This window comes from Serratia sp. ASV30 (genome assembly GCF_016428815.1).
GTDB lineage: Bacteria > Pseudomonadota > Gammaproteobacteria > Enterobacterales > Enterobacteriaceae > Chania > Chania fonticola_C.
In genome coordinates, this window is sequence record NZ_JAELTL010000047.1 from 22,011 (window position 1) to 44,294 (window position 22,284).

The 22,284-nt window shown below is 52.9% G+C and carries 25 protein-coding genes and 2 tRNA genes; 18 read left to right on the forward strand and 9 right to left on the reverse strand.

Annotated features, from left to right (window positions below; genetic code table 11):
- Positions 1-148 precede the first annotated feature (148 nt).
- The 3 genes from yhcN (JHD74_RS18815) to argR form a co-directional block, all read right to left on the reverse strand.
- Positions 149-412 (reverse strand): peroxide/acid stress response protein YhcN, encoded by a 264-nt coding sequence (yhcN, locus tag JHD74_RS18815; RefSeq protein ID WP_199063285.1) that lies wholly within the window; start codon positions 410-412, stop codon positions 149-151.
- A gap of 132 nt (positions 413-544) precedes the next feature.
- Positions 545-808, reverse strand: coding sequence for a peroxide/acid stress response protein YhcN (yhcN, locus tag JHD74_RS18820; RefSeq protein ID WP_021807531.1), 264 nt, complete (start codon positions 806-808; stop codon positions 545-547).
- Positions 809-1,211: 403 nt separating this feature from the next.
- Positions 1,212-1,682: a transcriptional regulator ArgR gene (gene argR / locus JHD74_RS18825; protein WP_021179033.1), complete on the reverse strand. Its 471-nt coding sequence runs from the start codon at positions 1,680-1,682 to the stop codon at positions 1,212-1,214.
- 465 nt (positions 1,683-2,147) lie between these two features.
- Between argR and mdh the strand changes: the two genes are divergently transcribed.
- Positions 2,148-3,086, forward strand: a complete 939-nt coding sequence (gene mdh / locus JHD74_RS18830) for a malate dehydrogenase (protein WP_021179035.1) — start codon at positions 2,148-2,150, stop codon at positions 3,084-3,086.
- A gap of 62 nt (positions 3,087-3,148) precedes the next feature.
- On the opposite strand, the gene JHD74_RS18835 is transcribed toward mdh, so the two are convergent.
- Entirely contained in the window at positions 3,149-3,409 is a 261-nt protein-coding gene (locus tag JHD74_RS18835; protein WP_071783710.1) for a helix-turn-helix transcriptional regulator, read from the reverse strand.
- Between the two features lie 181 nt (positions 3,410-3,590).
- On the opposite strand from JHD74_RS18835, the gene JHD74_RS18840 reads away from it, so the two are divergent.
- Both JHD74_RS18840 and JHD74_RS18845 read left to right on the forward strand, forming a co-directional pair.
- On the forward strand, positions 3,591-3,947 hold the full coding sequence (locus JHD74_RS18840; RefSeq protein ID WP_024529083.1) for a DNA-binding protein: 357 nt from the start codon (positions 3,591-3,593) through the stop codon (positions 3,945-3,947).
- Between the two features lie 244 nt (positions 3,948-4,191).
- The gene (locus JHD74_RS18845; protein WP_199063286.1) at positions 4,192-4,566 is read left to right on the forward strand and encodes a DNA-binding protein; all 375 of its coding nucleotides are present in this window, start codon (positions 4,192-4,194) and stop codon (positions 4,564-4,566) included.
- A 44-nt stretch (positions 4,567-4,610) separates the two neighbouring features.
- Here JHD74_RS18845 and ispB read toward each other — a convergent pair whose 3' ends face one another.
- Positions 4,611-5,582 (reverse strand): octaprenyl diphosphate synthase, encoded by a 972-nt coding sequence (gene ispB, locus JHD74_RS18850; protein ID WP_021807527.1) that lies wholly within the window; start codon positions 5,580-5,582, stop codon positions 4,611-4,613.
- 269 nt (positions 5,583-5,851) lie between these two features.
- On the opposite strand from ispB, the gene rplU reads away from it, so the two are divergent.
- The 4 genes from rplU (at position 5,852) to cgtA (ending at position 8,706) form a co-directional block, all read left to right on the forward strand.
- A complete protein-coding gene (gene rplU / locus JHD74_RS18855) occupies positions 5,852-6,163 on the forward strand; it encodes a 50S ribosomal protein L21 (RefSeq protein ID WP_004955927.1) in 312 nt (103 codons plus the stop codon).
- A gap of 17 nt (positions 6,164-6,180) precedes the next feature.
- On the forward strand, positions 6,181-6,438 hold the full coding sequence (rpmA, locus tag JHD74_RS18860) for a 50S ribosomal protein L27 (RefSeq protein WP_004933559.1): 258 nt from the start codon (positions 6,181-6,183) through the stop codon (positions 6,436-6,438).
- 107 nt (positions 6,439-6,545) lie between these two features.
- Entirely contained in the window at positions 6,546-7,517 is a 972-nt protein-coding gene (locus tag JHD74_RS18865) for a DMT family transporter (protein WP_021807524.1), read from the forward strand.
- Between the two features lie 16 nt (positions 7,518-7,533).
- Positions 7,534-8,706, forward strand: coding sequence for an Obg family GTPase CgtA (gene cgtA / locus JHD74_RS18870; RefSeq protein ID WP_024529080.1), 1,173 nt, complete (start codon positions 7,534-7,536; stop codon positions 8,704-8,706).
- Positions 8,707-8,794: 88 nt separating this feature from the next.
- On the opposite strand, the gene pmrB is transcribed toward cgtA, so the two are convergent.
- Genes pmrB through dacB form a run of 3 tightly spaced genes read right to left on the reverse strand, consistent with a single transcriptional unit; the run spans position 8,795 to position 11,963 of the window.
- Positions 8,795-9,859, reverse strand: a complete 1,065-nt coding sequence (gene pmrB / locus JHD74_RS18875) for a two-component system sensor histidine kinase PmrB (RefSeq protein WP_024529079.1) — start codon at positions 9,857-9,859, stop codon at positions 8,795-8,797.
- Positions 9,856-10,518 carry a two-component system response regulator PmrA gene (pmrA, locus tag JHD74_RS18880; protein WP_024529078.1) on the reverse strand — a complete coding sequence of 221 codons (663 nt, stop codon included), beginning with the start codon at positions 10,516-10,518 and terminating at the stop codon, positions 9,856-9,858. The genes pmrB and pmrA overlap by 4 nt, the downstream gene beginning before the upstream one ends.
- 11 nt (positions 10,519-10,529) lie before the next feature.
- Positions 10,530-11,963 (reverse strand): serine-type D-Ala-D-Ala carboxypeptidase, encoded by a 1,434-nt coding sequence (gene dacB, locus JHD74_RS18885; RefSeq protein ID WP_059199541.1) that lies wholly within the window; start codon positions 11,961-11,963, stop codon positions 10,530-10,532.
- A 304-nt stretch (positions 11,964-12,267) separates the two neighbouring features.
- Between dacB and greA the strand changes: the two genes are divergently transcribed.
- Positions 12,268-12,744 (forward strand): transcription elongation factor GreA, encoded by a 477-nt coding sequence (gene greA, locus JHD74_RS18890; RefSeq protein WP_021179044.1) that lies wholly within the window; start codon positions 12,268-12,270, stop codon positions 12,742-12,744.
- Positions 12,745-12,859: 115 nt separating this feature from the next.
- Here the strand turns inward: greA and yhbY are convergent, their stop codons facing one another.
- On the reverse strand, positions 12,860-13,153 hold the full coding sequence (gene yhbY / locus JHD74_RS18895) for a ribosome assembly RNA-binding protein YhbY (protein WP_021807520.1): 294 nt from the start codon (positions 13,151-13,153) through the stop codon (positions 12,860-12,862).
- A 143-nt stretch (positions 13,154-13,296) separates the two neighbouring features.
- Between yhbY and rlmE the strand changes: the two genes are divergently transcribed.
- The 10 genes from rlmE to JHD74_RS18945 form a co-directional block, all read left to right on the forward strand.
- On the forward strand, positions 13,297-13,926 hold the full coding sequence (gene rlmE, locus JHD74_RS18900; RefSeq protein ID WP_021179046.1) for a 23S rRNA (uridine(2552)-2'-O)-methyltransferase RlmE: 630 nt from the start codon (positions 13,297-13,299) through the stop codon (positions 13,924-13,926).
- Positions 13,927-13,982: 56 nt separating this feature from the next.
- The gene (gene ftsH / locus JHD74_RS18905) at positions 13,983-15,914 is read left to right on the forward strand and encodes an ATP-dependent zinc metalloprotease FtsH (protein ID WP_024529076.1); all 1,932 of its coding nucleotides are present in this window, start codon (positions 13,983-13,985) and stop codon (positions 15,912-15,914) included.
- Between the two features lie 138 nt (positions 15,915-16,052).
- Positions 16,053-16,886, forward strand: a complete 834-nt coding sequence (gene folP, locus JHD74_RS18910; RefSeq protein ID WP_074031603.1) for a dihydropteroate synthase — start codon at positions 16,053-16,055, stop codon at positions 16,884-16,886.
- A 7-nt stretch (positions 16,887-16,893) separates the two neighbouring features.
- Positions 16,894-18,231 carry a phosphoglucosamine mutase gene (gene glmM / locus JHD74_RS18915; protein ID WP_024483368.1) on the forward strand — a complete coding sequence of 446 codons (1,338 nt, stop codon included), beginning with the start codon at positions 16,894-16,896 and terminating at the stop codon, positions 18,229-18,231.
- Positions 18,232-18,480: 249 nt separating this feature from the next.
- The gene (gene secG, locus JHD74_RS18920; protein WP_024483369.1) at positions 18,481-18,816 is read left to right on the forward strand and encodes a preprotein translocase subunit SecG; all 336 of its coding nucleotides are present in this window, start codon (positions 18,481-18,483) and stop codon (positions 18,814-18,816) included.
- A gap of 67 nt (positions 18,817-18,883) precedes the next feature.
- Positions 18,884-18,970, forward strand: a tRNA-Leu gene (locus JHD74_RS18925).
- Between the two features lie 60 nt (positions 18,971-19,030).
- Positions 19,031-19,107 (forward strand) — tRNA-Met (locus JHD74_RS18930).
- Positions 19,108-19,324: 217 nt separating this feature from the next.
- Positions 19,325-19,777 carry a ribosome maturation factor RimP gene (gene rimP / locus JHD74_RS18935; protein WP_024529072.1) on the forward strand — a complete coding sequence of 151 codons (453 nt, stop codon included), beginning with the start codon at positions 19,325-19,327 and terminating at the stop codon, positions 19,775-19,777.
- 21 nt (positions 19,778-19,798) lie between these two features.
- Positions 19,799-21,307: a transcription termination factor NusA gene (gene nusA / locus JHD74_RS18940; protein ID WP_024483371.1), complete on the forward strand. Its 1,509-nt coding sequence runs from the start codon at positions 19,799-19,801 to the stop codon at positions 21,305-21,307.
- Positions 21,308-21,330: 23 nt separating this feature from the next.
- Positions 21,331-22,284, forward strand: a 954-nt coding sequence (locus tag JHD74_RS18945) for a translation initiation factor IF-2 associated domain-containing protein (RefSeq protein WP_199063287.1), incomplete at its 3' end; no start/stop codon positions are given.

Genomic DNA, 22,284 nt, shown 5'->3' on the forward strand with positions numbered 1-22,284 from the left:
TTTACGCCCATAAAAAAGCCCTCGCGAGCGAGGGCAATGGGGTTCGTCGGATAGGACGACGATAATTTCCAAGGTACTAGCGTTTACCTGAGAACTCGGCAGTGGCAGTGACGAGGGTAGTCAGTTCAGTAAACGCGGCCTCGGTTTTTTACTTGTAGATTTCAGCCGTTGCGTGCCAGTTACCATTTTCATAGGCTTCGATCACACGGTAGGCTTTGGCCCCTTGCTGGTCCGCTTTATCAGACAGCGCCTGACGGATATCAGAAGGTGCGCCACTCACGCCGCTAGCGGTAATGGTGCCGACGGACTGCAGATTGCTGGCTTGGGCATCAGTGACCAGGTTAGCCGCAGAAGCACCGAAAGAAACGGCAGACAGCAGGCTAAGTGCAACGAGAGTAGTTTTCATGTTCATGATACTTCGATCCTTAATCGTTCAGAGATAACGGCCTGGAAGGGCTTTACAGCGTTTTTTATACTTGAAGGCGGTTATCTGCTTGTTTTTTACCAGAGAGTTGTCGTGCAATGCTCACATCACATCTTGTACTTATTTGTAAATCTCGGCAGTAGCGTGGTAGTTGCCTTCGTTACGAGCTTCGATCACGCGGTAAGCGGTCGCGCCTTGGGCATCGGCTTTGGCAGACAGCGCCTGACGGATATCAGAAGGTGCTGCACCGACGCCGCTCACGGTGATGGTACCGGCAGACTGCAGTTTTTCAGCCTGTGAGGCATCAATGGATTGTGCTGCGAATGCACCGAAAGACAGCATGGACAGCAGGCTAATTGTTGCTACGGTAGTTTTAATTTTCATGATTTATCCTCTTCGTATTCTTTTATCAGTTCCGATGAACTGTGATTTACGTCACGAAAATGAGTATACATCTAGTAACGGTAAAAATTAATAGCTGACTAACAGTTTCTAGTGAAACTTTATTAGGGTGAACGTTACTTTTAATAACCTAATGGAATAAAAAGCGGCGATAAAATACACTTTTGATGTTAAATTTTTGTAATTTCAATGAGCTAAGTGCTTTTAACTAAAAGTGCGGAAACTTCCAGTCACTATCGCTAGCTACATAAAAATGTCATTGATATGTGCTGCAGGTCGGCTTTTTCGAAGATTTAAACGTGGTAGGCAGCGCGGAAGAAGTAAATGAAGGGTTAATAAAGGATGAGCGGCCCGCGACGGAGAGCCGCAGGCTGCGCTGAATGCATCAAAGTTCCTGTTCGAACAAGGAGAGAATGGCTTCAAACAGTTGGCGTGCGGTAAATGAACTGGCCGGAGTGACAAAAATGGTGTCGTCACCGGCAATGGTGCCCAGGATCCCTTCGGATTTGCCCAGTGAGTCCAACAGGCGGGCAATCAGCTGCGCCGCACCAGGGCTGGTATGGATCACCACCACCGCGTCGTTATGGTCCACGTCCAGCACCAGATTCTTGAGCGGGCTGGTGGTGGTTGGGACACCAAGTTCGGCCGGGAGGCAGTACACCATTTCCATTTTTGCATTACGCGTGCGTACCGCTCCGAACTTGGTCAGCATGCGCGATACCTTGGACTGGTTAATGTTCTCGAAGCCTTCTTCTTGCAGCGCCAAAACGATCTCGCCTTGAGAACTGAATTTTTCTTCTTTCAATAACGCCTTAAACGCCTTGATCAGATCTTCCTGCTTTGCGGGATTACGCATTTTGCACCGTGGAATGTTGGTAATAGAGTTGATTATTATGCATATAAATGCATTTTTATGCAATATGGGGGCCGTCTGGAAAATCAAAAATGCCCAGACAGAAAGGCAAGAGCGCGATTTTAACAAAATCCGTTGCTCATGAATATGCCCTTTCGGTGCGGGAAGCGAGTCAGCTCTCCGGTAACGAAAATGTTATTAAAATGATGTTGTTCTGATGTTACGTAAGGGTGTAATGTAACCGCCGGTTAACGCGATCGTGAAAAGCTTGGCACTATTTTCGATTAGTGTGCGCTATGCCCTTAATGCATAAGCTATTTACTTTAAAATGCTCGCAACATCGGCCATTTTATTGCGCCAGATCTAAAACCGACTGTTAAGAGGTTGTTTTTAAAGGCGTGATAAATTAAGGTCCGTGACCAAAGAATTCACGGCGCTTTTATATTTAAGACAATAAAGGAGTATAGGATGAAAGTTGCAGTTCTCGGTGCTGCTGGCGGTATTGGCCAGGCCCTCGCCCTTCTACTCAAGACCCAGCTTCCTTCAGGTTCTGAACTCTCCCTCTACGACATTGCCCCTGTTACCCCAGGCGTTGCCGTTGACTTAAGCCACATCCCAACCGCAGTTAAAATCAAAGGCTTCAGTGGCGAAGATGCAACCCCTGCGCTGCACGGTGCGGACGTGGTGCTGATTTCTGCTGGCGTTGCGCGTAAACCAGGGATGGATCGTTCCGATCTGTTCAACGTTAACGCTGGCATCGTACGTAACCTGATTGAGCAAGTGGCCAAAACCTGCCCGAAAGCCTGCATCGGTATCATCACCAACCCGGTGAATACCACGGTGGCCATTGCGGCAGAAGTGTTGAAGAAAGCGGGTGTGTACGACAAAAACAAACTGTTTGGCATCACATCGCTGGACATCATCCGTTCCAACACCTTCGTCGCGGAACTGAAAGGCAAACAACCGGAAGAACTGAACGTACCGGTGATTGGCGGCCACTCAGGCGTGACCATCTTGCCTCTGCTGTCGCAGATCCCAGGCGTAAGCTTTAGCGATCAGGAAGTGGCTGATTTGACCAAACGTATCCAGAACGCGGGTACCGAAGTGGTTGAAGCCAAAGCCGGTGGCGGCTCTGCAACCTTGTCTATGGGCCAGGCTGCTGCACGTTTTGGCCTCTCTCTGGTGCGTGCGTTGAGCGGTGAGAAAGGCGTAGTGGAATGTGCCTATGTTGAAGGGGATGGCAAATATGCCCGCTTCTTTGCACAGCCACTGCTACTGGGTAAAAATGGTATCGAAGAGCGTAAAGACATCGGTACCCTGAGCGCCTTCGAGCAAAAAGCGCTGAGCGAAATGCTGGACGTACTGCACAAAGATATCGAACTGGGCGAGAAGTTTATCAACAACTGATCCCTCAGTATGTGATGTTTTGATAAGCCGCCGGGCCGAATCCGGCGGCTTTCTTATGTTTATCATGATTTGATTCGACTTTTCCGATCTCGCAGATGATGGGTAAGCGGATCAAAATACCTGCTCGGCCAGATCTCTGCCGGATGTACGTTCAGTGCATCAGCAATCAACCACTCTCCCTTGGGCCAAGGACGTGACAGCGCGTTGGCCAACGTCGATGAACTTAGCCCTGCCCCCCGTGAAACCGCTGCCAGAGTGGTACCTCTCTTCTTCAAAGCCGCGATGACGTCTGCTGGATGCCAATCTGGGTCCCGTGAATTCATATTTTCATTCCTTTTTTGATTAGAGAAAGTTCTGTTAGTGGTATAACTAACAGGTCAGTATTAATCGTTTGAACAACGTGAAGCGTTTATTCAGAAACTAGGATACCACCAAGTTTCCCAAAAATACCTTATGGTTTCTGAAAAATTTGTCTTGCCACACTATTGTCCCGAGATCATGGCTATGAAAAACGAGTGGTTTGCTGCCAAGGAGCTGATAGGCATCGCAGGATTACCGTCCTCTACACAGGGAATCAATCTGATGGCCCGGCGCGAAAATTGGCTCAGCCGTCGCCGCAAAGGCGTGCAAGGCAAGGCGCTGGAATATCATATCGACAGCTTGCCAACCGGCGTCAAAAATCTGCTGGTATTGCGCGAAGAGCCTGCGATCTACGAGGCCGGGCGTCAGGACCCACTTGCCGTGTGGGTTGAATACTATTACCAACTTTCAGACAGTGAGCGTGGCAAAGTGATGGCGTTTTTGATGCGCGAAGGTATGGATAGCCTGCTGACCTGGATTGCTGAAAAAAATAAGCAGTGAGTCATTCCTCAACTGACCTGCGCTACATAGGGGCGCTGTATGCTGCGCCCAACAAGTTACTTTCTGCGCCGCCTCTGTGTTTCCCTTTCCTTGTTTGATAAACATTTCTTGAGTATTTCGCCAAATTTTTGGTTATTGGCAGCGGTCTGGTTAATGTTATAACTAACTCATTGGCATTAGTTGTTCATGCAACTGGAAGGTCTGATAAGTCAGTTAGAGGCAACGCCGAGATCAAGGAGCGGGAATGGACAAGGAGTGGTTTACTGCCAACGAACTGAAAGAGAAGGGCGAATTGGGCAGCTCCCCGCAAGGGATCAATAAGCGAGCACGTGAGCAAAACTGGCGATGGCAGCGGCGTTTTGGCAAGCAAGGGGTGACTAAGGAGTATCATATCAGCAGCCTGCCCCTCTCGACTCAAAACGAGTTGTATCCCCAGAGATATCCCCTTGCCGCAGAGGAACCGGCGGCTTATACCGTTTCCTGTGATGGCGTTCCTTGGGCACGTTTGCAGAGCTATCTGACGGGTATGAAACCAGAAGAATACGCGGTTTTATTGAGTTTTCTGGCGAAGAATGGGGCTGCGGGGCTACTGGATCTCATTAGCAAGGCAAATAAATAGGCCTGTAAAACAGGCCTGTTTGAATATTAAGAAACTTAAATTTCTTAAAAGTCTCGTTGAACCGCCAGATGCGCTAATCCTTCCAGTGCGGTTCGATAAGGAGAGTCTGGCAAAATCTGCAATGCGGCGATCGCCTTATCCGCTTCTTCTTCTGCGCGCTGACGTGTATAGGTGAGTGAACCACACTCCTGCATGGTAGCCAGAACCGGCTCCAGCAGATGGCGGCCATTCCCCTGTTCAATCGCGCCACGGATCATCGCAGATTGCTCGGCATTGCCATTATGCATCGCATGTAACAACGGCAGCGTCGGCTTGCCCTCGTTCAAATCATCGCCGGTATTTTTACCCAGGGTCACGCCGTCTGCACTGTAGTCCAGCAGATCGTCGATCAGTTGGAATGCCGTACCAAGATAGCGGCCATAGTCTTGCAGCGCCTGCTCTTCGGCCGGGTTAGCCTCGGAGAGGATGGCTGATGACTGGGCTGCCGCTTCAAACAGACGAGCGGTTTTGCTGTAGATGACCCGCATATAGTTTTCTTCACTGATATTCGGATCGTTGACGTTCATCAACTGCAGCACTTCACCTTCGGCGATTACGTTGACCGCTTCGGACATGACTGCCAGCACGCGCAGCGATTCCAGGCTGGTCATCATCTGGAAAGCACGCGTATAAATGAAATCACCCACTAGCACGCTGGCAGCATTGCCAAACGCCGCGTTGGCAGTCGCCTTGCCACGGCGCATGTCGGACTCATCCACCACGTCATCATGCAACAGGGTAGCGGTATGGATGAACTCTATCAGGGCTGCGACGGCAATGTGTTTATCACCTTGATAGTGCAAGGCCCGTGCCGCCAGAACGGCGATCATCGGGCGAATGCGCTTACCGCCACCGCTGATAATGTAATAGCCAAGTTGATTGATGAGCGTGACATCAGAATTCAACTGTTCGAGAATTGTTGCGTTCACGGCCGCCATATCTTGCGCGGTTAACTCAGTAATTTGTTCTAGGTTCATTGTATTTTTTTCAGCTGTGTTTCTGTTGACCGCGATGAGAACGCTGCTCACATCGGTACATGGCGGTAACTGTCCTGTTGATTGTACTTGAAAATCGGCGCAGATAAACGTTGTGAGAGAAACTGTGTTTTTTTTCTTCTTTTTTCACCTTCTGGCCCTAATCTGCTCTTGTCATATGCGGGATTATTGCGTAGAATTCGCGCCCTATTGTGAATATTTATAGCGCGCTCTGTACTGAACAGTTGGGCACGCGGAAAGCGGAGTTTTATATGTACGCGGTTTTCCAAAGTGGTGGTAAACAACACCGAGTAAGCGAAGGTCAGACCGTTCGCTTGGAAAAGCTGGACATCGCAACTGGTGAAGCGGTTGAGTTTGACCAGATTCTGATGATCGCTAATGGCGAAGATATCAAAATCGGCGTTCCTTTCGTCGATGGCGGTAAGATCAAAGCTGAAGTGGTTGCTCACGGTCGTGGCGAAAAGATCAAGATTGTTAAGTTTCGTCGTCGTAAGCACTATCGTAAGCAGCAAGGTCACCGTCAGTGGTTCACTGATGTTAAAATCACCGGCATCAGCGCTTAAGTTAGGAGAGCGGATTAATGGCACACAAAAAGGCTGGCGGCTCGACTCGTAACGGTCGCGATTCAGAAGCTAAACGTCTGGGCGTAAAACGCTTTGGCGGCGAAGCAGTACTGGCAGGCAGCATCATCGTTCGTCAGCGCGGCACCAAATTCCACGCTGGTACCAACGTGGGTTGCGGCAAAGACCACACTCTGTTTGCTTTGAAAGACGGTAAAGTCAAATTCGAAGTTAAAGGCCCGAGCAATCGTAAATTTATCAGCATCGAAGCTGAATAATTTTTCGAGCCTTACGAAATAGATGTTAAGCCCCGCAATTCGTTGCGGGGCTTTTTACATTTATAGATTGCTTGTGCCTGGCGGCACAACGCACAGACAGTGAGAAGATGGAAAAAAAACAGCAGGCTGGCGTTGGTATTTTTCTGGCGGTCACCACAGCGGTTTGCTGGGGCGCGCTGCCTATCGCAATGAAAGAAGTGCTGGAAGTGATGGAGCCGTTTACCATCGTCTGGTATCGCTTTACGATTGCCGCCATCGGCCTGGGGATGATCCTGGCAGTGCGCGGGCGTTTACCCCCGGTGAAAATGTTCCGTCAACCCCGCTGGTTGCTGTTGCTGGCGATCGCCACTGCCGGGTTGTTGGGCAACTTTGTCTTCTTCAGCTCTTCGCTGCAATATTTGAGTCCGACGGCCTCGCAGGTTATCGGCCAACTCTCGCCGGTGGGCATGATGTTCGCCAGCGTATTGATCCTGAAAGAAAGGATGCGTATCACTCAGGTGATTGGCGCTCTGATGCTGATCTGCGGGCTGATGCTGTTTTTCAACGTCAGCCTGATCGAGATCTTCACTCAGTTCACAGACTACACGCTCGGTGTGTTGTTGGGCGTGTGTGCAGCCATGGTTTGGGTGACCTATGGCGTGGCGCAGAAAGTATTACTGCGTCGATTGGCCTCACCGCAGATCCTGGTCTTGTTGTACACTTTATGTGCGATCGCGTTATTTCCGCTTGCGAAGCCAGCGGTGATTTTCCAGCTCAGTGGCTGGCAATTGGCCTGTCTGCTGTTCTGTGGTGCTAACACGCTGATTGGTTATGGTGCGCTGGCGGAAGCGATGGCGCGCTGGCAGGCGGCCCAGGTGAGTGCGTTAATCACGCTGACTCCCCTGTTTACCCTGCTGTTTTCAGATTTATTGGCGCTGGCCTGGCCACAGGTATTTACGGCCCCGGCATTGAATGTCGTTGGTTATGTAGGTGCTTTTGTGGTGGTTGCAGGCGCCATGTTTTCCGCAATTGGTCACCGTTGGTGGCCGCGACGGGCAGAAACCAACCTGGTTGCTTCTTTGAAGCGGCCCGGTGAATGAGTTACGGAGACGGTAAATGAAGTTTGTAGATGAAGCAGCGATCCTGGTCGTGGCAGGTGATGGCGGTAATGGTTGCGTCAGCTTCCGCCGCGAAAAGTACATCCCGAACGGTGGGCCAGATGGCGGTGACGGCGGTGACGGAGGTGACGTCTACCTGGTGGCAGACGAAAACCTGAATACCCTGATCGATTACCGCTTTGAAAAATCCTTCCGTGCCGAACGTGGCCAGAATGGTCAGAGCCGTGACTGTACCGGTAAACGCGGCAAAGACGTCGAAATCAAAGTTCCGGTCGGTACCCGTGTGCAGGATCAGGGCACCGGTGAGATCCTCGGTGATATGACCCGCCATCAGCAGCGTCTGATGGTGGCGAAAGGCGGTTGGCACGGCCTCGGCAACACCCGTTTCAAATCCTCGGTAAACCGTGCTCCGCGCCAAAAAACGTTGGGTACCAAGGGCGAGATGCGCGATATCCTGCTGGAGCTGCTGCTGCTGGCGGATGTGGGCATGTTGGGCCTGCCGAACGCCGGTAAGTCGACCTTCATTCGCGCGGTTTCTGCCGCCAAGCCAAAAGTGGCGGACTACCCGTTCACCACGCTGGTACCGAGCCTGGGCGTGGTACGTATGGACCATGAACAAAGCTTCGTGGTGGCGGATATTCCTGGCCTGATCGAAGGCGCACATGAAGGTGCTGGCCTGGGGATCCGTTTCCTGAAACACCTGGAGCGCTGCCGCGTGTTGCTGCACCTGGTGGACATTGCGCCAATCGACGAGTCCGATCCGATAGAGAATGCCAAGGTCATCATCAACGAGCTCAACCAGTACAGCGAGAATCTGTCACACAAGCCACGCTGGTTGGTGTTCAACAAAGTTGACCTGCTGGACGAGGAAGAGGCCGCCGAGCGCGCCAAGGCGATCGTAGAAGGTATGGGCTGGGAAGGTAAGTACTACATGATCTCCGCTGCGAACCGCGAAGGCGTTAACGCGCTGTGCTGGGACGTGATGAACTTCATCAATACGCAACCTAAAGCCATGGCGATCGAAGAAAGCGCGCCAGAAAAAGTCGAGTTCATGTGGGATGATTACCACCGTGAGCAAATCGCTGAAGTGGAAGCTGAAGCGGACGACGATTGGGATGATGACTGGGATGAAGATGACGACGAAGGCGTCGAAATCGTCTACCAGAAGTAATTCTGCGCAATAAAACAAGGGCTCGGTTCAGTGAACCGGGCCCTTGCTGTTTGTTGAGGTTGCTGAAACCTCAATCGATGGTGCGACGTTAGTGATTTAAAATATTATCAGGTAACCAGCACTGTGCATCCAGGCCGTCGGCATCGGTGCGGTTTTCCAGGCGTAGACAGCCACGGTGCAACTGAACGATACGGATCACGATATTCAATCCCAGCCCGCTGCCGCCATAACGCTGATCCATCCGGCGGAAGGCCTGAGTCAACTCTCCGGCCATTTCTTGTTTGATACCCGGCCCCTCGTCGAGCACCTGCAATCGTTGTCCATCGTTCTCGGGAGTGAGCTGAACACGAATGACACTCTTCTCGGGGCCATAGCGGTGTGCATTTTCAACCAGATTACGCAGCATCAGGCGCAGCAGCACCGGATCGCCATGTGTCACCGCACTGGCTGGCAGTTGCCAGACAATCTTTTGCTCGCGCAGAGCGGCTAGCTCATCCAACTCTTCTTGCAATGGCTCAATAACGTTGGCTACCCAGTCAAACTGCTGGTAATGGCCGCTGGCGAAATCCTGCCCGGCGCGCGACAGCATCAGCAATTGCTCAACCACGTGCATCAGTTGGTCAATGCGGGCGATCAACTGTTTACTGCCCGCAACTCCCTGTTGCTCCATCAGTTCCAGATGCAGCCGGATCCCCGCCAGTGGCGTGCGTAATTCGTGGGCTGCATCGGCAGTGAACAGCCGCTCTTGCTGGATGGTATGGTCAAGGCGTGAAAAAAGCTGATTCAATGCCTTGGTAACCGCCACCATCTCCAGACTGTCGCTGGTTATCGGCAACGGCGTCAGATTGTCTGCCGAACGTTTCTCCAGCTTTTCCTGTAGTTGATTCAGCGGCCGGATAATCCAACTGATGGCCCAGAAGGAGGCCAGCAGGGTCACTATCATCATGATCAGCGAAGGGGCAAGCAGTGACGCGATCGCCTCGGCAATCTCGGTATCGACTCGCTCGTTGCGTACTTTGGCCGACAGGGTTTCATCCACCAGGAAACTGATCTGCTCCTGGCTTTCATGCCATAGCCAAAACGCGCTGATAAGCTGGGTGACCAGCAGGATCAGGGCCAACATCAGCAGCAAACGACGGCGCATGCTAATCAAGATGCGGGCTCCAAACGGTAACCGATGCCACGTACGGTGCGGATACGATCTTTGCCCAATTTACGGCGCAAATTGTGCATATGCACTTCGAGGGTATTCGAGCCCAGATCGTCGTTCCAGGTATAAAGATCTTGCTGCAGTAACTCACGGTTGACGGTTTGCCCAGCCCGCATCATCAGACGCGACAGAATGGCAAACTCTTTCGGCGTGACGTCTATCGCCTGCTGTTGCAGATACACCTGCTGGCTGGACAGATTGAGCGTCAGATCGTCCTGTTGCAGTAGGTTATCGCTGTGGCCCTGATAGCGGCGGAGCAGTGCCCGTACCCGGGCTTGTAGCTCAATCAGCGCAAAGGGTTTGACCAGATAGTCATCGGCACCGGCGTCCAGGCCATCGACACGGTCTTGCAACGCGTCGCGTGCGGTGAGGATCAACACCGGGATGCTGATTTGCTGACGGCGCCACTGCCGCAGCAGGGTGGCACCGTCAATATCTGGCAGGCCGAGGTCGAGGATCACCATGCTATACTGGCTGGTGACGATCAGGCCATTAGCCTGCGCAGCACTGGCCGCACAATCACAGGCGTAGCCTTCGTTAGACATTGCCTGCGCAACGCCTTGCTGCAATAACTCATCGTCCTCAACAATCAGTAGCTTCATGCCCTTGGGCCTCAATTGTTCTGATAGATATCCCGATACAACCGGCTTTCGAACCGCACCAGCGGCGCTCGGCGCTGTTTCTGATCTTCTGGTGGCACCGCGTAACCCGATAGATATTGGACAAAGGCAAGACGCTGACCGCTGGCCGTAGTGATAAAGCCAGCCAGGTTATAGACCCCTTGCAGCGCCCCGGTTTTGGCAGAAACCTTACCGTCGACCCCGGCTTCATGTAGGCCACCGCGATAGCGCAGCGTGCCATCATAACCGGACAGCGGCAGCATCGAGATAAAGTTGAGCTCGCTGTCGTGCTGAGCAATATATTGCAACGCCTGCATCATGGTTGCAGGTGCCAGCAGGTTGTGGCGCGACAGGCCAGAGCCGTCCACCACGATGCTGTTACCTAGGTCTACCCCGGCCTTCTGGCGCAGAACCTGGCGTACTGCATCTGCTCCCGCGCGCCAGGTACCCGGTACGCCAAAGCGTTCATGGCCGATGGTGCGAAACACGGTATCGGCAATCATGTTGTCCGACTTCTTCAGCATGATTTTCAGCAGGTCATGCAACGGTGCAGACTGCGTCTGGGCGATCACCGTGCCCGTCATCCCTGGCTGGGTTTGGCGTTTCAAATGGCCGCCAATCTGGATCCCTGACTTGACCAGCTCATCTTTCAGGATGGCACCGGCATAGCTGGCTCCGTCTTGAATGGCGAATGCCAACGGCAGTGGTTCACTGCGCTGGGTCAGGCATCCGGTCAGTGTAAAGCGGTTCAATTCGCCCGGCACCACATCCAGCTCACAATATTGTGCATCCGCAGAGCCTTTCGCCAGCGTTCTTACCTGGCTGAACATATTGACCGGGTAGAATGAGGCCACGCGAATAAACGCCATCTCACCGGGGTTAGGGGCGCTGTAAAGGGAAACCGAGAAACAGTTGCGATCGACAATCGCTGCCGCTGGCGGGGCGCTGAAACATTGGGTCATATCGTTCCAGGGCCAGCCGGGCGCTTTGTCATGGCTGGCAAATACCGAGGTATCGACCAGTACATCGCCGCTGATTTCGCGAACTCCCTGTTTTTTCAGTTCCGCTACCATATTGCGCAGATTCTGCCGCTTGAAGGTGGGATCTCCGCTGAAACGGGCGATAAGGTTGCCACGCAACACGCCATCCGTGATGTTGCCCTGACTTTCCAGTGTCGTGGTGAAGCGATAATCCGGCCCGAGCTGTAACAAAGCCGCCAGCGCGGTAAGCACCTTCTGGGTGCTGGCCGGGAGTGCCATTTGCTGTGAGTGATAGTCGATGGTCGGCGTAGTCGCGCCAATCTTCTGAACGATCAGGGCCAGGTTCGCCCCATCAGGCAAATATTGTGTGTAATCTTCAACCGGGGCCGCATGGGCATTAACAGCAAATGCGCAGGCCAATACACTGACAATTCGTGAAAAACGCATAATCTCGGGGTAACAGCTGGATAACGTGCTGTCATACTACGGTGCATCAAGGGATAAAGTAAACGATGACCCTTAAGGAACTCTAGGCTAAAATGCGTATCAAAATGCAAAATCGACGCTGACTTGGAACAAACCTCCGAGCTCGGTTTCTTTTGTTTATCGCCTGGAGACGGAAGGCGCAACGCCTGCCGTAATTTCATACGAACACGTCAGGATGACGCTAATGCCCTGGGGATGTCGAGCTGCGCTTAGCTTGCTACACCACGGGTATATTTGAACAGGATAGATTTAGAGGTATTTAACGATGAAACAGATCCCGATGACCTTGTTTGGCGCAGAACAACTGCGTGAAGAACTAGAATATTTGAAAGGTGTGCGTCGCCCGAAAATCATTGCCGACATCGCCACCGCACGCGAACACGGTGACCTGAAAGAAAACGCCGAGTACCATGCCGCTCGTGAACAGCAGGGTTTCTGTGAAGGGCGTATCCAGGAAATCGAGGCCAAACTGTCCAATGCGCAGGTGATCGACATCACCAAAATGCCTCAGACTGGCCGCGTGATTTTTGGTGCTACCGTCTCGGTGATGAACCTGGATAGCGAAGATCAGGTGACTTACCGCATCGTGGGTGATGATGAAGCAGACTTTAAGAAAAATCTTATTTCTGTCAACTCACCGATGGCTCGTGGCCTGATTGGCAAAGAGCAGGATGATGTTGTTGTCATCAAAACCCCGGGTGGTGATGTAGAATACGAAATTCTGAAAGTGGAATATCTTTAATTTCGCCCGAGTTGGTTAAAAGTTCAGCAGGGTTTTGTAAAGAAAGGAAAAAGGCCGCAAGCGGCCTTTTATCTGAGCCCGGCGCATGGCACCGTCTCAGCAAACAGATTGCGGATTAGCGTGGCAAAGTGATCTTGCGCTCTTTCGACGGGCGGTAAAGAATAAGCGTACTGCCGATCACTTGCACATTGCAGGCACCCGTTTCACGCACAATAGCGTCGGCGATCAGGGTTTTGGTTTCGCGATCTTCGGCTGCAATTTTTACTTTGATCAGCTCGTGATGCTCCAGAGCCAGCTCAATTTCAGCCAACACCCCTTCGGTGAGACCGTTATTACCCAGCATGACCACCGGTTTTAACGGATGTGCCAGGCCTTTCAGGTGTTGTTTTTGTTTATTATTCAGATTCATTGTCTTTTTTGCTTAAGTTGGGATTGAAAACGGTACATTCTACCGCCATCTCATGTGTATCACCAAATCGGTCTGCACCGAATTGAGTTTACGTGAGAAGCGAACCTGGCATGAGACTCTTTTTAGGATAGTTGGAATACTCGATGGCAAATAAAAAGCGTTCGGCCAGTTCCAGTCGCTGGCTCCAAGAACACTTTAGCGATAAATATGTGCTGCAGGCGCAGAAAAAAGGGCTGCGTTCGCGTGCCTGGTTTAAACTTGATGAAATTCAGCAAAGTGACAAACTGTTCAAGCCGGGTATGACGGTCGTTGATTTGGGGGCTGCACCGGGCGGTTGGTCGCAATATGTGGTAACCCAGATTGGTGGTAACGGGCGTATCATTGCCTGTGATATTTTGCCAATGGATCCTATCGTTGGCGTCGATTTCCTTCAGGGCGATTTTCGTGATGAACTGGTCCTCAAAGCACTGTTGGAACGTGTAGGTGATAGTAAGGTTCAGGTAGTCATGTCTGACATGGCCCCGAATATGAGCGGCACCCCGGCGGTCGATATCCCAAAATCGATGTATCTGGTGGAATTAGCACTGGAAATGTGTCGTGATGTTCTCGCACCAGGCGGTAGTTTCCTGGTGAAGGTGTTCCAGGGAGATGGTTTTGACGAGTACCTACGGGAAATTCGCTCCCTGTTTACGAAGGTTAAGATTCGTAAGCCAGACGCTTCTCGCGCACGTTCGCGTGAAGTGTACATTGTAGCGACAGGGCGGAAACTGTAGTACCCTAACGCTGTTTGTTAACACAGTTGTAATATGAGGTTAATCCCTTGAGTGACATGGCGAAAAACCTAATTCTCTGGCTAGTCATCGCGGTCGTTTTGATGTCGGTATTCCAGAGCTTTGGGCCCAGCGAGTCTAATGGCCGTAGGGTAGATTACTCTACCTTCATGACCGAACTGACCCAAGATCAGATCCGTGAAGCGCGCATTAATGGGCGTGAAATCAACGTTGTCCGTAAAGACAGCAACAAGTACACCACTTACATCCCGGTCAACGATCCGAAGTTACTGGATACGTTGTTAACCAAAAACGTGAAAGTTGTTGGTGAGCCACCGGAAGAGCCAAGCTTGCTGGCTTCTATCTTTATTTCCTGGTTCCCAATGCTGTTGTTGATTGGGGTCTGGATCTTCTTCATGCGGCAAATGCAGGGCGGCGGCGGCAAGGGCGCGATGTCCTTCGGCAAGAGCAAGGCCCGTATGCTGACGGAAGACCAGATCAAGACCACTTTTGCCGACGTTGCAGGCTGTGACGAAGCAAAAGAAGAAGTGAGTGAACTGGTAGACTACCTGCGCGAACCGAGCCGTTTCCAGAAGCTGGGCGGCAAGATCCCGAAAGGCGTGCTGATGGTTGGCCCTCCGGGTACCGGTAAAACCCTGCTGGCGAAAGCGATTGCCGGCGAGGCGAAAGTCCCGTTCTTCACCATTTCGGGTTCTGACTTCGTCGAAATGTTCGTCGGTGTGGGTGCATCCCGCGTCCGTGACATGTTCGAACAGGCCAAGAAAGCGGCACCGTGCATCATCTTTATCGATGAAATCGACGCCGTAGGCCGCCAACGTGGCGCAGGTCTGGGCGGTGGTCACGATGAACGTGAGCAAACGCTGAACCAGATGCTGGTTGAGATGGACGGCTTTGAAGGCAACGAAGGCATTATCGTCATCGCGGCAACTAACCGTCCTGACGTACTGGACCCGGCGTTACTGCGTCCAGGCCGTTTCGACCGCCAAGTGGTGGTTGGGCTGCCAGACGTGCGTGGCCGTGAACAAATCCTGAAGGTGCACTCCCGTCGCGTGCCTTTGGCACCAGACGTTGATGCTTCTGTGCTTGCACGTGGTACTCCGGGCTTCTCCGGTGCGGACTTGGCCAACCTGGTCAACGAAGCGGCCCTGTTCGCAGCACGTGGCAACAAGCGCGTGGTGTCGATGGTGGAGTTCGAAAAAGCCAAAGACAAGATCATGATGGGTGCGGAACGTCGCTCCATGGTGATGACGGAAGCGCAGAAAGAATCGACCGCCTATCACGAAGCGGGCCACGCCATCATTGGCCGCCTGGTTCCTGAGCATGACCCGGTGCATAAAGTCACGATTATTCCTCGTGGCCGTGCGCTCGGCGTGACCTTCTTCCTGCCGGAAGGGGATGCGATCAGCGCCAGCCGTCAGAAGCTGGAAAGCCAAATCTCCACCCTGTACGGTGGCCGTCTGGCAGAAGAAATTATTTACGGGCCGGAAAAAGTCTCTACCGGTGCATCGAACGACATTAAAGTCGCTACCTCGATCGCCCGCAACATGGTGACCCAATGGGGCTTCTCCGAGAAGCTGGGGCCATTGCTGTATGCGGAAGAAGAGGGCGAGGTGTTCCTGGGCCGTTCCGTGGCCAAGGCGAAACACATGTCGGACGAAACCGCACGTATCATCGACCAGGAAGTCAAATCCCTGATTGAGCGCAACTATATTCGCGCACGTGCGTTGCTGATGGAAAACATGGACATCCTGCATTCGATGAAAGATGCACTGATGAAATATGAAACCATCGATGCACCGCAGATCGACGACCTGATGAACCGTAAAGATGTGCGTCCGCCAGCAGGTTGGGACGACGTGGCGAAAAGCAACAACTCCGACAATGGTGGTACACCAAAAGCACCAACGCCGGTAGATGAGCCGCGTACGCCAAACCCAGGCAACACCATGTCTGAACAGCTCGACAAGTAATATCGGCTGTAGCGTAAAATAAAACCCCGGCCAGCCGGGGTTTTTTATTGCTGGCTGCAAATTGCCGCCTCTCCTGGGTGTGAGGGGCGGGATCCACTCCAGGCAACAGAGTAGTATTGACTCCAAGGTAGATTAATCATGCAGTTAACCGTGCGCGACCAAATCCTCGATCTCAACCATCCTCGGGTGATGGGGATCCTCAACGTTACCCCAGACTCCTTCTCTGACGGCGGGCGGCATAATTCGCTGAATGATGCTCTGCTGCATGCGCATGCGCTGATTTCGGCGGGTGCAACGATGATCGATGTGGGGGGCGAGTCCACGCGCCCGGGCGCTGCCGAGGTCAGTGAAGAGGAAGAGATTGAGCGCGTTGTGCCGGTAGTGGAAGCCTTGGCGCAGCGGTTTGAAATCTTTATCTCAGTGGATACCTCAAAAGCCGGTGTGATCCGCGAATCCGCTAAAGCCGGTGCGCATCTGATCAACGACGTTCGCTCGCTGCAAGAGCCTGGCGCGTTGCTGGCCGCCGCCGAAAGCGGTCTGCCTGTTTGCCTGATGCACATGCAAGGCGAGCCGCGTACCATGCAGCAAGCACCGCATTACGATGACCTGATGGCGGACGTTAATGCGTTTTTCCAGCAGCATATTGACCGCTGTATTGCAGGTGGCATAGCAAAACAGAAATTGTTACTCGACCCAGGCTTCGGTTTCGGTAAGAATTTAGCGCATAATTATCAGCTTCTGGCCCGATTGGCGGAATTTCATCACTTTGGCTTGCCACTGCTGGTGGGGATGTCGCGTAAGTCGATGATTGGGCAGCTATTGAATGTTCCACCCGAACAGCGGGTGATTGGCAGCGTTGCCTGTGCGGTGATTGCCGCGATGCAGGGGGCGCAGATAGTCAGAGTGCATGATGTCAAAGAAACCGTCGAGGCGATGCGTGTCGTCGAGGCAACACTTTCAGCTAAGGGATAGTAGAGACATGAGCGAACGCAAATACTTTGGTACCGACGGCATTCGTGGCAAAGTGGGTGACAGCCCGATAACCCCAGAGTTCGTCCTCAAGTTAGGTTGGGCGGCCGGCAAGGTATTGGCGCGCCATGGCTCCCGCAAAATCATCATCGGTAAAGATACCCGTATCTCTGGCTATATGCTGGAGTCAGCGCTGGAGGCCGGTTTAGCGGCGGCGGGGCTGTCCGCTTCGTTTACCGGCCCGATGCCAACCCCGGCGGTGGCTTATCTGACTCGAACTTTTCGTGCGGAAGCCGGGATCGTGATTTCTGCCTCACATAACCCATTTTACGATAACGGCATCAAATTCTTTTCCATCGACGGCGCCAAACTGCCAGACGATGTGGAAGAAGCGATTGAAGCGGAAATGGAAAAACCGCTGACCTGCGTCGAATCTGCCGAGTTGGGTAAAGCCAGCCGCATTGTTGATGCCGCAGGGCGCTATATCGAATTCTGTAAAGGCACCTTCCCGAGCGAACTGAGTCTGAACGGGCTGAAGATCGTGGTGGACTGCGCCAACGGTGCTACCTATCACATTGCCCCAAGCGTTTTGCGTGAGCTGGGTGCCACGGTGATCGCTATCGGCTGTGAGCCGGATGGCATGAACATCAACGAAGAGTGTGGCGCTACCGATGTACGCCAACTGCAGGCGCGCGTGCTGGAAGAGCAGGCACACGTTGGCCTGGCCTTTGATGGCGATGGCGACCGCGTGATGATGGTGGATCATCTGGGTAACAAGGTCGACGGCGATCAGATCCTCTACATCATTGCTCGTGAAGGCCTGCGCCAGGGGCAACTGCGCGGCGGTGCCGTGGGTACCCTGATGAGCAATATGGGCCTGGAGCTGGCACTGAAGCAGCTAGGCATCCCGTTTGCCCGTGCCAAAGTGGGTGACCGCTACGTACTGGAAAAACTGCAAGAGTTGGGCTGGCGCATTGGGGCGGAAAACTCCGGCCACGTGATCCTGCTGGACAAAACCACCACCGGGGACGGTATCGTCGCTGGCCTGCAAGTGTTGACGGCAATCGTGCGCAATAACATGAGCCTGCACGACCTGTGCAGCGGTATGAAATTACTGCCACAGATCCTGGTCAACGTGCGCTTTGTCGGTGAGCATAACCCGCTGGAGTCAGAAGCGGTGTTGAAGGTCGCTGAGCAGGTCGAAGCCGAATTGGCCGGTCGTGGTCGAGTACTGCTGCGTAAATCGGGTACTGAACCGCTGATCCGCGTGATGGTGGAAGGCGAAGATGAACAGCAGGTTATCGCGTTGGCGCACCGTATTGCCGATGCGGTCAAGCTGGCAGGTTAACACGCTGTTTTTACGCAGGTACGTTGTCAGTGCCTGCGTAATTTCCCGATCAGCCCTGTTTTTGCTGTTTTTTTCCGCAAACGCATCGGTGGTTGCAAATTGCCCTTGCGCGCTCAGGCGGCTTTGGTTAGTATTCACACCCGCTTCAGTGGGCTGTTTTAGTGACACGCCACGCCTTCTTTAGTTTGGAAGCATCTGGGGTGAGAAGCATTTGGCACGCGGTGAACCCGCAAGGATACAGGTACCACTATGTACGAAGCTCTTCTGGTAATTTTCTTGCTGATATCGATCGGGCTAGTCGCTCTGATCATGCTACAGCAAGGTAAAGGCGCTGATATGGGAGCCTCATTCGGAGCAGGTGCTTCTGGCACGTTCTTCGGATCGACCGGTTCAGGCAACTTTATGACCCGCATGACGGCTGTTCTGGCGACGTTGTTCTTCGTCATCAGTCTGATCCTGGGCAACCTGAGCACCAATCAGGGCAAGAAAGGCAGTGAGTGGGAAAACCTGGGTCAGCCAGCGCAAACTGAGCAGACTAGCACTCCGGCAGCACCAGCTAAACCGGTCAGTGATATCCCGCAGTAAGCCTGAAAAGTTTGAAAGCGGTTGTTTTAGACCTCAATAGAAACAGCCGTTAGCAGTAAAAATCAGTACCGAGGTGGTGGAATTGGTAGACACGCTACCTTGAGGTGGTAGTGCCCTAACGGGCTTGTGGGTTCGAGTCCCATCCTCGGTACCAAATCCCAGAGATAACTTGCGTTTTTGCAATTATCGGCGTAATATTTGCCACGTTTTCGGACGCGGGGTGGAGCAGCCTGGTAGCTCGTCGGGCTCATAACCCGAAGGTCGTCGGTTCAAATCCGGCCCCCGCAACCACTTTCCTTTAAGTGTTTATTTTCAAATACACTTTTCGATTGAATTCCGCTTTTCTCGATCAACATTTGAAAATGACACTTGCTAGAAAGTTGCACCGAAGCCGCTTTGCGGCAAACAGGGTCCAGTTGCATAAAGCCCCGAATTTTCGGGGTTTTTTGTTATTTGGCAACAGAATCACTGGGCTATTAGGCCCTTTTTTTATGTCTTGGGGGTGGGCTTGTCCACATTAGAGCAAAAATTAACAGAGATGCTTTCCGCACCGGTAGAGGCGTTGGGCTTTGAGCTCGTAGGCATCGAATTTATTCGGGCGCGCCAATCGACACTACGCATCTATATTGATAGTGACAACGGAATCAATGTTGATGATTGCGCTGATGTCAGCCACCAGGTCAGCGCTGTACTGGACGTCGAAGATCCGATCACGGTCGCTTACAACCTGGAAGTCTCCTCTCCTGGCCTTGAGCGCCCTATGTTTACCGCGGAACACTATCAACGTTTTCTCGGTGAAGAAGTCAGCGTTGTTCTGCGTATGGCGATACAAAACCGCCGCAAATGGCAGGGCATCATCAAGTCTGTAGAAGGCGAGATGATCACGGTTACTGTGGATGGGAAAGATGAAGTGTTCGCGCTGAGCAATATTCAGAAAGCGAACCTGGTACCCCACTTTTAAAGTTTGGATGAGGCAACTAGGATGAACAAAGAGATTCTGGCTGTTGTTGAAGCAGTTTCCAATGAAAAATCCCTACCACGTGAGAAGATTTTCGAAGCCCTGGAAACCGCTTTAGCCACCGCCACCAAGAAAAAATATGAGCAGGAAATCGAGGTCCGTGTCAGCATTGACCGTAAGACTGGCGATTTCGACACCTTCCGCCGTTGGGTTGCCGTTGATGAAGTGACCCAGCCAACGCGTGAGATCACGCTGGAAGCTGCACAGTATGAAGATCCGTCCATGGAACTGGGCGGCTATATCGAAGATCAGATCGAATCTGTGACCTTCGACCGTATCACCACTCAAACGGCAAAGCAGGTTATCGTACAGAAAGTACGTGAAGCCGAGCGCGCGATGGTGGTTGACGCCTTCCGCCAACACGAAGGTGAGATCGTCACCGGCGTGGTGAAAAAAGTTAACCGTGACAGCATTGCGCTGGATCTGGGTAGCAACGCCGAAGCGGTCATTGGCCGTGAAGACATGCTGCCACGCGAAAACTTCCGCCCGGGTGACCGTATCCGCGGTGTACTGTACGCAGTACGTCCGGAAGCACGCGGTGCGCAACTGTTCGTCAGCCGTTCCAGCCCGGATATGCTCAAAGAGCTGTTCCGCATCGAAGTGCCGGAAATTGGCGAAGAAGTGATTGAGATTAAAGCGGCAGCCCGCGATCCTGGCTCCCGTGCAAAAATTGCCGTGAAAACCAACGACAAGCGTATCGACCCGGTCGGTGCCTGTGTCGGTATGCGCGGTGCCCGCGTCCAGGCCGTTTCGAGCGAGCTTGGCGGGGAACGTATTGATATCATCCTGTGGGATGATAACCCTGCACAGTTCGTCATTAACGCCATGGCCCCGGCAGATGTTGCCTCGATCGTGGTAGATGAAGACCGGTGCACGATGGACATCGCCGTTGAAGCCAGCAACCTGGCACAGGCGATCGGCCGTAATGGCCAAAACGTGCGTTTAGCTTCCCAACTGTTGAAACAGCATCGTGATGATGATCGCTGGGAACTGAACGTGATGACGGCGGACGATCTGCAGGCCAAGCATCAGGCCGAGGCTCATGCCGCCATTGATACCTTCACCAAGTATCTTGATATCGACGAAGATTTCGCCACCGTTCTGGTCGAAGAAGGCTTCTCTACTCTGGAAGAACTGGCTTACGTGCCAATCAAAGAGCTGCTGGAAATCGACGGTCTGGATGAAGATATGGTTGAAGCGTTGCGCGATCGCGCCAAAGCTGCATTGACCACGCTGGCCCTGGCACAGGAAGAAAGCCTGGGCGACCAAAAACCTGCTGATGATTTGCTCAACCTTCCGGGTCTTGAGCGCAGCATGGCCTTTAAACTGGCCGCGCGTGGGGTTTGTACGCTGGAAGATCTTGCCGAGCAGGGTGTTGACGATCTGGCTGATATTGAAGGGCTTAGCGATGAGCAAGCCGGCGAGCTGATTATGGCCGCACGTAATATCTGTTGGTTTGGCGACAACGCGTAATAACTGTAGCAGGAAGGAACAGCATGACGACAGATGTAACCGTAAAATCGCTGGCAGCAGAGATACAGACACCGGTTGATCGCCTGGTACAGCAGTTTGCTGATGCAGGGATCAACAAGTCTGAGACCGACTCTGTGACACAGCATGAGAAAGAAACCTTACTGGCGCACCTGAACCGTGAACACGGTAGTGCGCCAGGCAAACTCACGTTGCAGCGCAAAACGCGCAGCACCTTGAATATTCCGAGCACCGGCGGTAAGAGTAAATCGGTGCAAATTGAGGTCCGCAAGAAACGCACTTATGTAAATCGCGATCCGCAGGAAGCCCAACAGGCTGAAGCGGCTGAGCAGGCACAGCGTGAAGCGGAAGAGCAGGCAAGGCGCGAAGCGGAAGAGCTAGCGAAACGCGAAGCAGAAGCTAAGCGCGCAGCCGAAGAGCAAGCCAAACGTGAGGCCGCGGAGATTGCTAAGCGTAATTCAGCGGAAAAAGAAAAAGTGACCAATCAACATACCGACGAAATGACCAAGCCAGCTCAGGCAGAAAAAGCACGCCGTGAAGCCGAAGCCGCCGAACTGAAACGTAAAGCGGAAGAAGAAGTACGCCGTAAGGTGGAAGAAGATGCCAAACGCGTAGCGGAAGAAGCGCGCCGTATGGCCGAAGAGAACGGTGAGAAGTGGGCCGAAGCGGAAGCCGCAAGCGCTGCGGTTGAAACAGCCGACTACCACGTAACCACCTCCGAGCACGCTCGTGCTGCCGAAGACGAAAACGACGCCAAAGTTGAAGGTGAGCGCCGTAGCCGTACTCGCGGTGGCAAAGCGACCAAACAGAAGAAAGGCAACAAGCTCTCCGAGTCTAAAGCAGACCGCGAAGAAGCTCGTACCATGACCCGTGGCGGTAAAGGCAAGCGTAAGCCAAGCACCCTGCAGCAGGGCTTTAACAAGCCGGCTCAGGTGGTTAACCGTGACGTGGTGATCGGC